Origin of the sequence: Stenotrophomonas sp. ASS1, assembly GCF_004346925.1 — a bacterium.
Taxonomy (GTDB): Bacteria; Pseudomonadota; Gammaproteobacteria; order Xanthomonadales; family Xanthomonadaceae; genus Stenotrophomonas; species Stenotrophomonas maltophilia_A.
In genome coordinates this window covers 896,159-910,900 of record NZ_CP031167.1, presented here as the reverse complement: position 1 = coordinate 910,900, position 14,742 = coordinate 896,159, and the positions used below count along the sequence as shown (strand labels likewise).

Annotated in this window: 15 protein-coding genes and 6 tRNA genes; 5 read left to right on the top strand and 16 right to left on the bottom strand. The window is 65.2% G+C overall.

Going from position 1 to position 14,742, the window contains the following annotated elements; all coding sequences use genetic code 11:
* Positions 1 to 90 precede the first annotated feature (90 nt).
* From clpP to MG068_RS04205, 8 genes are all read right to left on the bottom strand, one after another.
* Complete coding sequence (gene clpP / locus MG068_RS04240; protein ID WP_004146318.1) at positions 91 to 717, bottom strand: ATP-dependent Clp endopeptidase proteolytic subunit ClpP; 627 nt, start codon at positions 715 to 717, stop codon at positions 91 to 93.
* Between the two features lie 76 nt (positions 718 to 793).
* Positions 794 to 2,089: a trigger factor gene (gene tig, locus MG068_RS04235; protein WP_049400909.1), complete on the bottom strand. Its 1,296-nt coding sequence runs from the start codon at positions 2,087 to 2,089 to the stop codon at positions 794 to 796.
* A 189-nt stretch (positions 2,090 to 2,278) separates the two neighbouring features.
* A tRNA-Leu gene (locus MG068_RS04230) sits at positions 2,279 to 2,363 on the bottom strand.
* 139 nt (positions 2,364 to 2,502) lie between these two features.
* Positions 2,503 to 2,868: a hypothetical protein gene (locus MG068_RS04225; RefSeq protein WP_071228865.1), complete on the bottom strand. Its 366-nt coding sequence runs from the start codon at positions 2,866 to 2,868 to the stop codon at positions 2,503 to 2,505.
* Between the two features lie 245 nt (positions 2,869 to 3,113).
* Positions 3,114 to 3,189 (bottom strand) — tRNA-Lys (locus MG068_RS04220).
* Positions 3,190 to 3,387: 198 nt separating this feature from the next.
* Positions 3,388 to 3,463: transfer RNA gene (locus MG068_RS04215), tRNA-Lys, on the bottom strand.
* 79 nt (positions 3,464 to 3,542) lie between these two features.
* Positions 3,543 to 3,619, bottom strand: a tRNA-His gene (locus tag MG068_RS04210).
* A gap of 168 nt (positions 3,620 to 3,787) precedes the next feature.
* Entirely contained in the window at positions 3,788 to 4,012 is a 225-nt protein-coding gene (locus MG068_RS04205) for a hypothetical protein (RefSeq protein ID WP_071228866.1), read from the bottom strand.
* 435 nt (positions 4,013 to 4,447) lie between these two features.
* Between MG068_RS04205 and MG068_RS04200 the strand changes: the two genes are divergently transcribed.
* Together MG068_RS04200 and MG068_RS21020 are read left to right on the top strand one after the other, a co-directional pair.
* On the top strand, positions 4,448 to 5,368 hold the full coding sequence (locus MG068_RS04200; RefSeq protein WP_071228867.1) for a hypothetical protein: 921 nt from the start codon (positions 4,448 to 4,450) through the stop codon (positions 5,366 to 5,368).
* Positions 5,369 to 5,443: 75 nt separating this feature from the next.
* Positions 5,444 to 5,869 carry a hypothetical protein gene (locus tag MG068_RS21020; RefSeq protein WP_165929922.1) on the top strand — a complete coding sequence of 142 codons (426 nt, stop codon included), beginning with the start codon at positions 5,444 to 5,446 and terminating at the stop codon, positions 5,867 to 5,869.
* A gap of 326 nt (positions 5,870 to 6,195) precedes the next feature.
* On the opposite strand, the gene MG068_RS04190 is transcribed toward MG068_RS21020, so the two are convergent.
* Together MG068_RS04190 and MG068_RS04185 are read right to left on the bottom strand one after the other, a co-directional pair.
* Positions 6,196 to 6,272: transfer RNA gene (locus MG068_RS04190), tRNA-Arg, on the bottom strand.
* Positions 6,273 to 6,311: 39 nt separating this feature from the next.
* Positions 6,312 to 6,388 (bottom strand) — tRNA-Pro (locus MG068_RS04185).
* A 180-nt stretch (positions 6,389 to 6,568) separates the two neighbouring features.
* Between MG068_RS04185 and MG068_RS04180 the strand changes: the two genes are divergently transcribed.
* Positions 6,569 to 7,327 (top strand): Bax inhibitor-1/YccA family protein, encoded by a 759-nt coding sequence (locus MG068_RS04180; protein WP_049400915.1) that lies wholly within the window; start codon positions 6,569 to 6,571, stop codon positions 7,325 to 7,327.
* Positions 7,328 to 7,387: 60 nt separating this feature from the next.
* Here MG068_RS04180 and MG068_RS04175 read toward each other — a convergent pair whose 3' ends face one another.
* From MG068_RS04175 to grxC, 6 genes are all read right to left on the bottom strand, one after another.
* Positions 7,388 to 8,137 (bottom strand): sulfite exporter TauE/SafE family protein, encoded by a 750-nt coding sequence (locus MG068_RS04175; RefSeq protein WP_032129085.1) that lies wholly within the window; start codon positions 8,135 to 8,137, stop codon positions 7,388 to 7,390.
* Positions 8,138 to 8,162: 25 nt separating this feature from the next.
* On the bottom strand, positions 8,163 to 9,071 hold the full coding sequence (locus MG068_RS04170) for a LysR family transcriptional regulator (protein ID WP_132809327.1): 909 nt from the start codon (positions 9,069 to 9,071) through the stop codon (positions 8,163 to 8,165).
* A 53-nt stretch (positions 9,072 to 9,124) separates the two neighbouring features.
* A complete protein-coding gene (locus tag MG068_RS04165) occupies positions 9,125 to 9,868 on the bottom strand; it encodes a cysteine hydrolase family protein (RefSeq protein WP_049400917.1) in 744 nt (247 codons plus the stop codon).
* 245 nt (positions 9,869 to 10,113) lie between these two features.
* Entirely contained in the window at positions 10,114 to 11,118 is a 1,005-nt protein-coding gene (locus MG068_RS04160) for an isocitrate dehydrogenase (RefSeq protein ID WP_032129081.1), read from the bottom strand.
* Between the two features lie 346 nt (positions 11,119 to 11,464).
* Positions 11,465 to 11,857, bottom strand: coding sequence for a carboxymuconolactone decarboxylase family protein (locus tag MG068_RS04155; RefSeq protein ID WP_004146041.1), 393 nt, complete (start codon positions 11,855 to 11,857; stop codon positions 11,465 to 11,467).
* Positions 11,854 to 12,144 carry a glutaredoxin 3 gene (gene grxC / locus MG068_RS04150; protein WP_049400919.1) on the bottom strand — a complete coding sequence of 97 codons (291 nt, stop codon included), beginning with the start codon at positions 12,142 to 12,144 and terminating at the stop codon, positions 11,854 to 11,856. Before grxC ends, MG068_RS04155 begins: the two co-directional genes overlap by 4 nt.
* Positions 12,145 to 12,286: 142 nt before the next feature.
* Here grxC and MG068_RS04145 point away from each other — a divergent pair, with 142 nt between their 5' ends.
* Positions 12,287 to 13,933, top strand: a complete 1,647-nt coding sequence (locus MG068_RS04145) for a M48 family metalloprotease (protein WP_032129079.1) — start codon at positions 12,287 to 12,289, stop codon at positions 13,931 to 13,933.
* Positions 13,934 to 14,049: 116 nt separating this feature from the next.
* The gene (gene phoB, locus MG068_RS04140; RefSeq protein ID WP_005408258.1) at positions 14,050 to 14,739 is read left to right on the top strand and encodes a phosphate regulon transcriptional regulator PhoB; all 690 of its coding nucleotides are present in this window, start codon (positions 14,050 to 14,052) and stop codon (positions 14,737 to 14,739) included.
* Positions 14,740 to 14,742: the final 3 nt, after the last annotated feature.

Genomic DNA, 14,742 nt, shown 5'->3' with positions numbered 1-14,742 from the left:
GGTTCGATTCGAGAATAGCACAGGGCCGAGGGGACACCAGTCCCGCCCGACCCTGCAGGAACGGGGCCTCCATGGCCCCGTGATGGCCGGTCAGCCGGCCTGGATCGACTCGTCCGGACGACGCTCCAGGACCTGGTCGACCAGACCATAGGCCTGCGCCTCGAAGGCGCTCTTGAAGTTGTCGCGCTCGGTGTCGCGGGCGATCGTCTCCAGCGACTGGCCGGTGTGCTTGGCCAGCACTTCGTTCAGGCGCGAACGCAGGGTCAGGATCTCACGCGCGTGGATGTCGATGTCGGTGGCCTGGCCCTGGTAGCCACCCAGCGGCTGGTGGATCATCACGCGCGAGTTCGGCAGCGCATAGCGCTTGCCAGCTTCGCCCGCGGCCAGCAGCAGGGCGCCCATCGAGGCGGCCTGGCCGATGCAGGTGGTGCTCACATTCGGCTTGATGTACTGCATGGTGTCGTAGATCGCCATGCCGGCGGTGACCACGCCACCCGGCGAGTTGATGTAGATGTTGATGTCCTTTTCCGGGTTCTCCGACTCCAGGAACAGCAACTGCGCCACCACCACGTTGGCCATGTGATCGTCGATCGGGCCCACGAGGAAGATCAGGCGCTCCTTCAACAGGCGCGAATAGATGTCGTAGGCACGCTCGCCGCGGCTGGTCTGCTCGACCACCATCGGAACCAGGTTCAGGGCTTTGGTTCGGTTGTCCATTACGTGAGGTACCTATCTTGGGGGGCAACAACCCCGCGCCGGCAAAGGCGCGGGGCATCCGGTGATCCGCCCGGGCTTACTGGCGGATCGCGTCCTGGAACGACAGCTTCTCTTCGGTGTGCTGGGCACGTTCGGCGATCCAGTCGATCACCTGCTCTTCCATCACACGGTTCTGCAGGCCAGACATCAGCTGGGGGTCGTTGCGGTACATCTCAATGACCTGTTCCGGCTCTTCGTAGGTCGAAGCGATCAGACGCATCGTTTCGTTCAGGCGCTTGGCTTCCAGGCGCAGGTCGTTGATGCGGGCCACTTCACCGACCAGCAGGCCGACCAGCACGCGCTTGGCGGCCGCTTCCTTGAAGCCTTCGTGGGCATCGGCCGGGATCTCGCCGACGTTCTGGCCGTTGCGGCGGATCTGCTCGACCTGCTGGGCCAGCATGGCGCGGGCTTCGTTCTCGACCAGGCGCGGCGGCATTTCCACCGACGAATAGGCGGCGATCAGCTGCTCGCCCACTTCGCGGCGCAGGCGGTTCATCAGGGCACCCTTCAGCTCGCGCTCCAGGTTGGCGCGGATGTCGCTGCGGAACTGCTCGACGTCGCCGCCCTTCACGCCGAAGCTCTTGATGAAGGCTTCGTCGACCGCCGGCACGACCGGCTCGGACACTTCGGCAACCTTGACGGTCACCTGCACGGTCTTGCCTGCCAGCACCGGCACGCGCCAGTCAGCCGGGAACTCGACGTCCAGGGTCTTTTCTTCGCCCTTGGCCAGGCCGACCAGGCCCTTTTCGATGGTGTCGAACATCATGCCCTGGCCGAGCACGATCGAACCCTTCTCGGTGCCCTCGGCCGGCAGGCGCTCTTCGCCGGCCTGCGACCAGGTTTCCACCGCGACCAGGTCACCGTCCTGCGCGCCACGGCTGACCGGGGCCCAGGTACGACGCTGGTTCTGCAGGTTCTCGATCATCTGGTCGATGTCGGCGTCGGTGATCTCGGCGCTGTGGCGCACGACGGTCAGCTTGCTGACGTCGATATCGCCGAAGTCCGGCACCACTTCCACGGTGGCCACGAAGGAGAATTCACCCTCGTCGCCCTTGTCGATGCGCGGGCTGCCGACGATGCGCAGGTCGTGCTCACGCACGGCGGCATCGAAGGTTTCGCGCAGCAGGCCGTCCAGCGCCTCGCCACGGACCTGCGCGCCGAAGCGCTGCTCGATCACCTTGGCCGGCACCTTGCCCGGACGGAAACCCTTGATGCGGGTGGTACGGGCGATTTCGCCCAGGCGGCCGACGATGTGGCTCTGCAGACGCTCTTCCGGCAGCGAGAAGCTCAGGCGGCGTTCCAGGTTGCCGGTGGATTCGATCGAAGCTTGCATGTTGACTCCTGCCACCGGCGGCCCACGCCCCCGGCTCGATGATTGGGATGAAACGGTTGTAAGGACACGACGTCTGGGACGCGCCTGCTTGCCGCAGCCCTTTAGTTTCGCCCAATTCGGCCTGCACTGCCAGCGCGTGCCGGTCAAGGGGGCGCAGATGGCCCGATCAGGGCGGGGACAGGCCGGCACTGGTGCGAAAGGGGGGACTCGAACCCCCACGCCTTGCGGCACTGGAACCTAAATCCAGGGCGTCTACCAATTCCGCCACTTTCGCGTGGCCGGCTCAGGCGTTCATTGTCGCAGGCGGGGGCTGGAAGCGGAAGGCCTGCACAAAACTGAATCTGCCGCGATGCGCGCGGCCCCTGCATCGCTGCCGCCCCGGCGGGCGCACCACCCGCCAGGACGACTGCGGCTTACTGCTGCGGTACAGCGCGGGCCGGTGCCATGCCTGCATGTTCGGCGGGCGCCTCCCCCTTGCGGATCTCCACGCCCCCGTCATCGGTGCGCCGCAGAGCCACCGACTCCGGCATGGCCTTGCGCACATCCACCGAACCGTCCGCATTGCGCTGCACATCCACCGCGTCAGGCAGGACCTCCGCTTCCGCAGGCTGAGCCGGCTGCATCTGCATGGCGTCACCCACCGGGCGCGCCGGAGTGCTCTCCGTGCCCGCATCGCGTTCAACGGTCTTCGCGGGATCATTGGCCGGCGCGCAGGCAGCCAGCGCCATCAACGCGAAGGGAACCCACAGCGTGCGGTGCAATCGATTGATATCAGCCATCAACATCTTCCTTCGTGCATGCGCCTTCGGCGCGGAAGATCCATTGGGTGCGATGCAGGAAGGATGCGGTGAGAAGCAGCGCACAGCATTGAAAACACTGATGACGCGTATGCCCCTGATTTCAGCATCGCTTCAGTAGATCCACGCCATGCGCCGTTTCAGCAGATCCACACCATGCGTGGATGAAGCGCAACCCGGCGCGCAGACAAGAAAAAAGCCACCTGGCAAACCAAGTGGCTTTCGTCTGGTGGGCTGTCAAGGATTCGAACCTTGGACCTATTGATTAAGAGTCAACTGCTCTACCAACTGAGCTAACAGCCCGAAATCGGGGCGCGAATTATGACCCGATCCGCTCGGTGGGTGCAAGCACTTTTTTCAACATCGTTGAAACCAGCACTGCGGTCCCGCTGCATTGCAGATCCACGGCCAAGCGGGGCTCTGCAACCCGTGATCCATCGAAACGATGGGAGTCACACTTATAAGAAAAAAGCCACCTGGGATACCAGGTGGCTTCTGTCTTGGTGGGCCGTCAAGGATTCGAACCTTGGACCTATTGATTAAGAGTCAACTGCTCTACCAACTGAGCTAACGGCCCGTGAAACTCAGACGCACATTGTAGCGTGCTTTCTGTTTATTGCAATACCGTTTCGGCTGCGCCGATGCGGTTGAATCAGTGGGGTGGCTGAGGGGATTCGAACCCCCGACCACCGGAATCACAATCCGGTACTCTAACCAACTGAGCTACAGCCACCACTGAAACTTTCGCTCCACCGCCGATGAGGCTGACGCTGGACCTTGATGCTTTGCTAGCGGGTGGAGCCAGAAGTCCGTCCCCCGAAGCGAGTCCGGCATTTTCCGGGAGTCGCGAAGGAATTGCAAGCACTTCTTCACATTGATGTGCAGGGGCCGGAACAGGAGATCAATGCTGCTCCGCCGAGGTCACGCGCGCGATGTCCGCATGCCCATCCAGGAATGACAGCGTGGCCTCCCCTTTCGGCGTGACCTGCAGCTGCAGGCGTGGCTGGCCCGCTCCGTCGAGCAACTGAAACATCACGTTGCGCGACTGCGTCCTGCCAGGAAGCACTCGACGGGTAATCGCTTGCACACCCTGCGCGTGCAAGCGCTCATCGTCGGCCCAGAACATCGGTCGCAACTGTCCATCGGCGACATCGTTTCGATCACATCGAACGACGTGTTGCGTTCGGCCGTCACCCCCATCAGCAGGCCAGCAAACGCCCGCAAGGCGACAGCACCGCGGCAGAAGGTAAGCCGCCGTTGGCGCCTGCGCCGCCGATGTACTTCGACCAGCACCTGCTTCACCTCACCCACGCCGTTCGAATCTGCATCCATCCCGAGCTAGAGAAGGCGCGTGCCGCACGCACCGGATGTCAGGCGCTGGCGAACAGCCCGCCCGTCGTCGGGCACGCCCCGAGAGCATGAACGCTTAGTGAACAAATCGTGAATGAATCTCAAATAGGGATGGGGGAGATCCATTCATACAACGTTAGCTGCAGGACATGGAACGCAGGGCGCGCGTTTGCAACCATGCCGATTCCTGCAATGAAGGTGAGATCAATAGATGAGCAAGCGGCTAATCGGATTCGTCGCGCTGGCAGCCGTGCTGGCAGTGGCAGCCGTTGCAATGTCCGGCTACCGGCAGCAGGCAACTGCGGATGCCACGGCAGAGGAATCCGGGAAGAGTGGCAGCCTCGATGAACGGCCTGACCAGGGAAGGCAGCTTCCGGCGTCAGGTGCGGCGGCCGCGCAAAGGCTTGAGCGGGACAACAAAATCCCGCCGGGCTCGTACAAGGCCGTGGGCCCCAAGGCCTACGAAATCGTAAGAGGCAATGAGTTCCGGCCTCCCGGTGACGCGCTTGCCCACGTCAAGCAACTGATGCTGCGCTCCGAATCCGGAGATGCCACGGCAACCTACGAAATCTATCGAACCATCGAGCAATGCCAGACCTTCATCTCGGATCGCGCTGACAAGCTGGCGGATTCGGCCACCACGGTCGGGGCCGGCAACTGGTTCCTGGAGCGGTCGGAACGAATCCTCAAAGAGTGTGAGTCGCTGGCTCTGGATCAGGACATCTATCACGCCGATTGGCTTTCGAAGGCCGCCGCCATGGGCTCGCAGGAAGCGATGCGCGCCTACTCGCGATCGCCGGAGAAAGTCATCGGTTCGCTTGATGACGCAATCCGTGATCCCGCGGCGCTCGAGGCGTGGAAGGACACCGCCACCGGATATCTGCGCGAACTGGAATCACAAGGGAACGTCAATGTCATCAGCGACATGGCGATGGCCTACACCTATGGCGGCATCGTTCCTGCGGATCCCGTTGCGGCCCTGGCGTACACCCGCGTCCTCAACCGGCTGGACCCACGTTTTGCCACCACCGATGACATTGCCAACCATGAGAAAAACCTGAGCAGCCAAGAGAAAGAGAAAGCCCGCATTTCATCGAACGAAATCTTCAAGAACTGTTGCATCCCACGATAAGGACCTATTGTGAAAGCTAGACTGATTGGGATTATCCCTTCGCTTGGTAGAAACTCCATTCCCGCCATTGCAGGCGTGCTGCTGTTCATGGCGGCCGGGAGCCTTCAAGCGAAAAAGCTTCCTGGCGTCATCAACTGCACCGCCGGATGCACGCTGACAACCCCGTATCCCGATCCGGTGACCAACCAGCAGCTTTCCCAAGAGGTCCAGAAGCTCAATGACGGCCGGACCACGGTCTGGACTGCCCAGACGCGCGTCCAGACCGGCGATGTCCTGACCGTCTGCAACGGTATTTCCTGCGTCAACTACACGTGGCGAGGTGCAGGTTTCGACTCCGGCGAAGTGATTTCGACCGTCCTCCCGCCCAACTCCCGCGGCGGTGGTGGTGGCGGCGGCGGTGGCGGCGGTGGTGGCGGCGGCAGCGGCCCGATCAGCGGCGGCTGCCACGGCAACTGCGGCGGTGGCGGCAAGGTGCGAGTGGGCGAACTGGAACAGATGTGATCCATCCGGGGTGCACTCGACCAGAGTGCATCCATCGCGACCATCGCGACATGAGAAAGGCCAGCGCATAGCGCTGGCCTTTTTTCGTTGCCGGGCGCATTGCCCCATCCCAGGCGGCGCTGCTCAAGCACCTGCGGAGTGAGCCGATCGTCGCCAGATGCCGGTCAACCGCAACCTGCATGACATCACGCCGTGCGACTGCACCCCATGCAAAGGGCATCTTTCATCGGAAAAGAGGAAGGTGGAATGCTCGCCACCCAGGGTCGTGCAGCCATCGAATGGGAACCAATGTTCACGGATGTGAGCACTTAAACCATTGATTCCAATGGCGCGCCCGACAGGAATCGAACCTGTAACCGCCGGCTTAGAAGGCCGGTGCTCTATCCAGTTGAGCTACGGGCGCCCGAACCGGAACGGTGTCCAATCCGACGTGATGTGGGATTGGTCGGGGTAGAGGGATTCGAACCCCCGACATCCTGCTCCCAAAGCAGGCGCGCTACCAGACTGCGCTATACCCCGGTCTTGCAATCCCCTCGGGCCATGCCCGGGGAGCTGGTCATTGTCGCCAAGCGCATTGGGAACTGTCAACGCAGGATGCGTAGATCCGGCGCCTGCCACAACGCCGAAAGCAGTCATCGGCTATGCTCACGCCCATCGGCCGGATGGCCGTCCTGACCCTCATTCGCACGGAGAACGCGTATGCGCAGCGGCAACCCGGCTCTTTCCGAGTCCACCTTCCTCGACCTCGCCAGCGGCTCGGTGGTGACCAGCCCCGACCAGGCCATGACCCTCAACGGCACCGTCAACAAGACCGGTTTCCTGCTGCTGTTGACCGTGCTGACCGCCGCCTTCGCCTGGAACCAGACCATCGATGACTACGGCCAGGTCATGGCCGGAGCCAAGCTGTATGCCATGGGCGGCGCCATCGGCGGCCTCGTGCTGGCGCTCATCACCGTCTTCAAGAAGGAATGGTCGCCGGTCACCGCACCGATGTATGCGCTGGTGGAAGGCCTGTTCCTGGGCGCCATCTCGGCCGTGTTCAACGCCAAGTTCCCGGGCATCGTGTTCCAGGCGGTGCTGCTGACCTTTGGCACCCTGTTCGCGCTGCTGTTCGCGTACCGCAGCGGCCTGATCAAGGCCACCGAGAACTTCAAGATGGGCGTGGTCGCCGCCACTGGCGGCATCGCCCTGCTCTACCTCGCGTCGTTCGTGCTGGGCTTCTTCAACATCGACGTGCCGGTGATCCACGACTCCAGCTGGCTGGGCATTGCTTTCAGCCTGTTCGTGGTAGTCGTGGCCGCGCTGAACCTGGTGCTGGATTTCGACTTCATCGAAACCGGTGTCGCCCAGCGTGCACCGAAGTACATGGAGTGGTATGGCGCATTCGGCCTGATGGTGACCCTGGTCTGGCTGTATGTTGAATTCCTGCGCCTGCTGTCGAAGATCCAGCAGCGCTGAGCCGAAACATGCCGTAGACGACAAAGGGCGCCCTTCGTGGCGCCCTTTTTTGTTCTTCCCTCAGCGCGCCAGCAGTACCGGCAGCGACGACGCCAGCAACGCGATGCCTGACGCGGTCAGCAGGCCCAGCACGACCTGCCGGAAGCGTGCCTCGCTGATGCCGATGTAGACCCGCGCGCCCAGCAGGGTCGGCACCAGCATGGCCGGTGCCACGATGGCGAAGTACGGCAACATCTGCCGACTCACCAGGCCGCTGCCGACATAGGTGGCCATGGTCACCGCCAGCATCGCCAGGTTGAAGTTCTGGATGACCGCGCGCTGCTCGTCCTTGCCGAAGCCTCGCAGGGTGCTCCACAACGTCGGCACCGGCCCGGCAAAGCCGCCGATGCCACTGAGCACGCCACCGGCCATGCCAGCAATCGCATCACCGATACGGCCGCCGACGCGGACCGGAGGCAACGAGCGCGCCATCAGCATCACCGGGCACCACAGCGCCAGGAAGCCACCCAGCAGCGCCTTGAACCAGTCCATGTCCAGCCGTGGCAGCACCGTCACGCCCAGCGGAATGCCGGCCAGCCCACCCAGCACGAACGGCAGCAGCAGGCGCAGGTTGAAACCGCGGCGCACGGTGAACACTGCGACCAGCTGCCCGACCAGCGCACCAAACACCGAAAGCGTCGCCGCCAGCCGCGGCTCCAGTCCCCACGCCCAGAACGACATCGCCACCATGCCGAAGGCGAAGCCGGACAGGCCCTGCACGAATCCGGCGACGATCGCGCCCAGCGCGACCAGCAGATACACCGACTCCATCACCACCTCGGTTGCTGCCGCGCGACTACCCCGCCGCGCCCACCTGTGCAGCGTAGTGCGCCGCAAGGTGCTCGACCAGCGCACGCACCTTCGGCGCCAGCGCCCGCGCGTGCGGATACAGCGCGAAGTAGCGCCGCTGTCCGGCGTGCCAGGCGGGCAGCACACGGATCAGGCGGCCGGCACGCAGGTCCTCCTGCACGGTCAGCGCAGTGAACAGGCTGATGCCCATGCCAGCCAACGCAGCGGCATACAACGCTGGCGTCGCATCCACCCGCAGGCGCTGCCCCGCCTCGATGCTCGCGGCGGCACCGCGTGGCCCCTGCAGCTGCCAGGGCGACATCGCCGCTGTGGGACTGAAACCAAGCAGCGTGTGCTGTGCGAGGTCCGAAGCCTGCCGGGGCAGACCGTGCCGCGCCAGATAGGCCGGTGCGGCGACCAGGATGCGTGGGCAGCTGGCCAGCTCGCGCGCGACCAGCTGGCTGTCCGGCAAGGAAGGCGCGATGCGCAGCGCCAGGTCGAAGCCGCCCCCGACCACATCAACCAGCTGGTCGTCGGCGGAAAGATCCAGCGTGACCTGTGGGTAGCGCTGCAGGAACGACGGCAACCAATGCGGCAGCTCCTGGCTGGCGACCACCTGCGGCACGCTGATCCGCACGGTGCCGCTGGGCTGTGCCTGCCCTGCGCGTGCGCGGTCATCCGCCTCCTGCAGGCGATCCAGCAGCGCTGCCGCCTCGCGGTAGTAATCGCGACCGGCTTCGGTCAGTGACAGCCGGCGGCTGTTGCGATCGAGCAGTCGAACCTCTAGATGTTCTTCCAGCTGCCGCAGTTGCCGTGACATCGCCGAATGGGTGGTACCCAGTCGTTCGGCGGCGGCGGTGAAACTGCCTGCATCGACGATGGCGCGCAGCGCACGCAGGGCGGCGAAATGGTCCATCGGCGGGCGGCTCCAGGTGGCGGGGCCCGCGGCGTGCGGGCCCCGTCAGCTTATCAAGCGCCGTCGCCGGCCTTGCGCACAGGCAGTGCCAGGATCGCGTCAGTCGCCATGACATCGCCGAAGGTGTCCTCAATCTGCGCCAGCGAGGCGTCATGCAGCGCGCGATGACCGATGCGCTGGCCTCCGGCAAGATCCAGATCACGGCTGGCAGTTGCATCGGACGACACGATGACGCGGTAGCCACGCGGTGCCGCTGCGGCATCGCGGGCGGCACCTGCCACGCAGGCATGGGTCTGCAGGCCGGTGACGATCAGGGTGTCGATGCCGGCATCCTTCAGCACCTGGTCGAGCACTGCGGCCGAGTCACCGGCGAACACGCTGACGTTGTCCTTCTGCACCACGGTCTCGCCCTTGCGCGGCTGCAGGTCGCGATGGAAGGCGGCATTGACGCTGCCTTGCGCGAACAGCGGCGCACCCGCCGGCAACACGTGCTGTACATGGATCACGCGGATGCCGTGGGCATCGGCGAACTCGACCACCCGCTTCGCCTGCCGCAGTGCGGCCACGCCATCGGGGATGACCATTCGGCCACCGGCGAAGCCCGGCGCAGCGCTGCCGTCGAAGTATTCGTTCTGGAAGTCGATCACCAGCACGGCGGTCTTCGCCGCATCCAGCGAAGCCACAACGGGTGCGCCAGCCATGTGGCGGATGGTGGGATGGGCCGGTTCGGCAGCGGTGACGGGGGTAACGGTGGCCATGCCGATCAGGCTGGCCAGACCAAAGGCGGTGAGGTTCATGTTCAAGCTCCTGTGCGGTGAAAAGTGGGCACATGATGCGGAGCGGACGGCGCACGAACCAGCCATGTAAAAGCACATGATCTGTGCGAATTTCGCACAGACAATCCCCTGTAGAGCCGCCCCATGGGTGGCTGCGGACCAAAGCCCCGCCATCCACGCATGGCGTGGATCTACCGAGCCGACCCACAACGCAACGAGGCGCCCGAAGGCGCCCCGCTGCGGTTCCGTCAAGGAACGCCGGCCGCTTACAGGCGGCTGGCGATGGCCTGGGCAAAGCTCATGGTGGTGCCGGTGCCGCCCAGGTCGCCGGTCAGCGAATCCTTGGCTTCCATGGTCGCCACGATGGCCTTGCGCAGACGCTCGGCATTTTCCGGCTGGCCGACATGGTCCAGCATCTGCGCCGCTGCCAGCAGCAGCGCGCACGGATTGGCCTTGCCCTGGCCAGCGATGTCCGGCGCAGTGCCGTGCACGGCTTCGAAGATCGCCGCGTCCTTGCCGATGTTGGCACCCGGGGCCAGGCCCAGGCCACCGACGAGGCCGGCGCACAGGTCGGAGATGATGTCGCCGAACAGGTTGGTGGTGACGATCACGTCGAACTGTTCCGGACGCATCACCAGCTGCATGCAGCAGTTGTCGACGATCATTTCCTGGAATTCGATGTCCGGGTACTGCGCAGCCACTTCACGGGCGACATTCAGGAACAGGCCCGAGGTCGACTTGATGATGTTGGCCTTGTGTACGGCGGTGACCTTCTTGCGGCCGGTGCTCTTGGCCAGCTCGAAGGCGTAGCGCACGATGCGCTCGGAGCCCTTGCGGGTGATGCGGGTGCCGGAGAAGGCGGTCTCGCCGTCGGCCGACACTTCCTGGCCTTCGGCCAGGTAGGCACCTTCGGTATTCTCACGCACGGTGATCAGGTCGACGTTGTCGAAACGCGACTTGGTGTTCGGGAAGGTGTGGGCCGGACGCACATTGGCGTACAGGTCGAAGTGACGGCGCAGGCTGACGTTGATCGAGGTGAAGCCACCACCGACCGGGGTGGTCAGCGGGCTCTTCAGCGCGACCTTGTTGCGCGCGATCGATTCCAGGGTCACCGCCGGCATCAGGTCGCCGTGCTTTTCCAGGGCCACCAGGCCGGCGTCGGCGTCTTCGTACTCCAGGCCAGTCTTGAGCTGGTCGAGCACGAACAGGGTGGCGTCCATGATTTCCGGGCCAATGCCGTCGCCGCGGATGACCGTAATTTTCTGCGTCATTGATCGATGTTCCGAACAGGGGGAAAAACGCCGTCCGGACGTGCCCGGAAACGCCGGCGCAAAGGAAGTTTCACCGGCAATTATGCCTTACCCGGCTCGGAGACCCCAAATAGGCAATTAGTCCGAGCCGGGTAAGGCAGAATTGCCCGCGCATGCTTCCTCTACCCCCGCCTGTCGGCGCGCCCCTTCAACAAGAAGGGGCTCCTGGGCTGTTGGATTGCGGGGAAGCGCTCGGTAGTGCCGGCCGCTGGCCGGCAACCTCGGCCATGTGGGGTTCACGGGATGCCGACCAGCGGCCGGCACTACCGGGAGGGCCGCAGACCCCGGTTCCCGGCGCCCGTCAGGTTCAGTGCGCGTGCGCTTCCGGGGCGGCGGCGCCGCCTTCGAGCTGGTCGAGGAAGTCGACCGCGCGGCGCAGGTGCGGGATCACGATGGAACCGCCCACCACCAGGCCGACCGAGAAGGTCTCGAAGAACTCTTCTCGGGTCACCCCGGCGTCCTTGCACTGGGCGACGTGGTAGCTGATGCAGTCGTCGCAGCGCAGCACCATCGAGGCCACCAGGCCCAGCAGTTCCTTGGTCTTCACGTCCAGCGCGCCGGCCTGGTAGGTCTGCGTGTCCAGCGCGAAGAAGCGGCGCACCACCTGGTTCGGCTCGCCCAGGATCCGCTCGTTCATGCGCTTGCGGAAGTCGGTGAACTCGGCGATGCGATCCTTGCTGCCGTCGTCGGCCGCGCTCATGCCTGGCCCTGCCCGGCCAGCAGCGGCTCGAGCTTGCCTTCACGGTGCAGGGCCATCATGTCGTCGTAGCCGCCCACGTGGACGTCGCCGACGAAGATCTGCGGCACGCTGGTACGGCGGGTCAGTGCCATCATCTTCTCGCGCTCGACCGGGTCCAGGTCGATGCGGACCTCGGTCCACTGCTGGCCCTTGCTCTTCAGGAAGTTCTTGGCGGCCACGCAGTACGGGCAGACGGCGGTGGAATAGATGGTGATGGCGGGGGCACCGCCGGCGGTCTGGGCTGTCACGGGAAACTCCACGATGGATCGACGGTCTACATATGGTACCGGTGCGCTGGAATTTCCACGCCACGGCCGCAACACTGTGGATTAACGAATGGTTGCCCCCCACCCTGCCACGCTTGGCGCGCCCTGCCCGAGGACCCACTGCTTGCGAGCCCTGCTGCTGACTACCGCCGTCACCCTGGCCCTGGCCATGCCGCTCGCCCAGGCCCAGGAGAAGCTGCCCGACATCGGCTCCTCGGCCGGCGAGCTGCTGACCCCGGCCCGCCAGGCCGAGTACGGCGCGATGATGCTGCGCGAGCTGCGCAACTACGGCTACCTGCTGGATGACCCGCTGGTCAACGACTGGCTGCAGACCATGGGTACCCGGCTCGGCTCCAACAGCGACCAGCCTCGCCAGCCGTACACCTTCTTCGTGATGAAGGACCGCCAGATCAACGCCTTCGCCACGCTGGGCGGCTACATCGGGGTCAATGCCGGCCTGGTGCTGACCGCCGAGCGCGAAGACGAGGTGGCTGCGGTGCTGTCGCACGAAATCGCGCACGTCACCCAGCAGCACGTGCTGCGCGGAGTCGAGCGTGCCCAGCGCGACCAGATCCCGATCCTGCTCGGCATGCTGGCGGCGGTGGTGGCCGCACAGGCCAGCAACAGCACGTCGTCCGGCAACGCGACGATGGCCGCGATCAGCTCGGGCATGGGCCTGATGCAGCAGCGCCAGATCAACTACACCCGCTCCAACGAATCCGAGGCCGATCGCCTCGGCATCCGCACGCTGTCGCGCAGCGGTTACGACGTGGACGCCATGGCCGGCTTCTTCGAGCGGATGGCATCGGCGATGCGCGGCAACGAGGGGGGCTACAGCGTGCCCGAGTTCCTGCGCACCCATCCGGTCAACATCACCCGCATCAGCGAGGCGAAGGCCCGCGCCGACCAGATGAAGAAGGACACGGTGCTGCTGACCACCAGCACCCCCAGCGGCGAGCGCAGGGAGCGCGTGGACCCGGCCGATCCCAGCCTGGCCGAACCCCTGTTGCGCGGAACCAACCCGCTGCTGCCCAGCAGCGTGCTGCGCATCCCGATGGGCCAGCTCAGCCGCGGCGCCAGTGGCGACTTCGACTGGGCGCGCGAGCGCCTGCGCGTGCTCAGCGCGGATTCCACCCCCGAGCTGGAACGCGAGTATGCCGATCTGGCCAAGCGTCAGAAGGACGGCCTCAACGATGCCCAGCGCTATGGCCAGGCGCTGGCGGTGATGCGCAGCGGTCGCGCCGGCGCCACCCAGGCCCGGCAGACCCTGGCAGGCCTGCTGCAGACCCGCCCGGACAACCTGTGGCTGGCTCTGGGGCTGGGCGAGGCCGAATCGCGTGCAGGCCAGACCGCCCAGGCCAACAGCCGCTTCGAGCAGCTGCTGCGCCAGCACCCCAACAGCCGTCCGGTGGCGCTGACCTATGCCGAGATCCTGAACGAACAGGGCAGCCGCGAGGCGGGCCAGCGTGCGCAGGCCATGCTGCGGCCCCTGCTGTCGCAAAGCGGTAACGATCCGGTCTTCCAGCAGCGGTACGCCCGCGCCAGCGAGTTGGCCGGCGACAGCGTGCGTGCCAGCGAGGCCTACGCCGAGGCGGCCTTCCTCAGCGGCCGACCGGAACAGTCGCTGATGCAGCTGCAGGCGCTCAAGCGCAACCCGGCGCTGGACTACGTAGGCCGGGCGCGGGTGGATGCGCGCATCGAGGCGATCACCCCCACCGTGCTGGAGCTGCGCCGGCAGGGCGTGCAGGACCCGGACCTGGACCGCCGCTGAGCGCTGCATGACCGGCCGATGGCAATCCCGAACGGTTCCGGCCAGGTAGTCACAAACATGTCATCAAACCGTAGTCTACTGGCACCACTCCAGTAACCGAGCCCTACGGTGTCCTCGTGCAGAAACGCATCCTGATCGTCGATGACGAGCCCGCGATCCGTGAAATGGTCGCCTTCGCCCTGCGCAAGGGCGATTACGAACCGGTCCACGCCGGCGACGCCCGTGAGGCCCAGACCGCCATCGCCGACCGCGTCCCCGACCTGATCCTGCTGGACTGGATGCTGCCCGGCACCAGTGGCCTGGATCTGGCCCGGCGCTGGCGCAAGGAAACCCTGACCCGCGAAGTGCCGATCATCATGCTGACCGCCCGCGGCGAAGAGAACGACCGCGTGGGTGGCCTTGAAGCCGGCGTCGACGACTATGTGGTCAAGCCGTTCTCGGCGCGCGAACTGCTGGCCCGCATCCGTGCGGTGATGCGCCGCGCCCGCGAGGACGACGAGGACGGCAGCGTGGCGGTCGGCCCGATCCGCATCGACGGCGCCGCCCATCGCGTGTTCGCCAACGACCAGCCGGTGCCGATCGGCCCGACCGAATACCGCCTGCTGCACTTCTTCATGACCCACCCGGAGCGCGTCTATACCCGCGCCCAGCTGCTGGACCATGTGTGGGGCGGCAGCGTGTACGTGGAGGAGCGCACCATCGACGTGCACATCCGCCGCCTGCGCAAGACGCTGGAACCGTTCAACGCCGAAAACATGGTGCAGACCGTGCGCGGCGCCGGCTACCGCTTCTCCACTGCTACCTGAGCC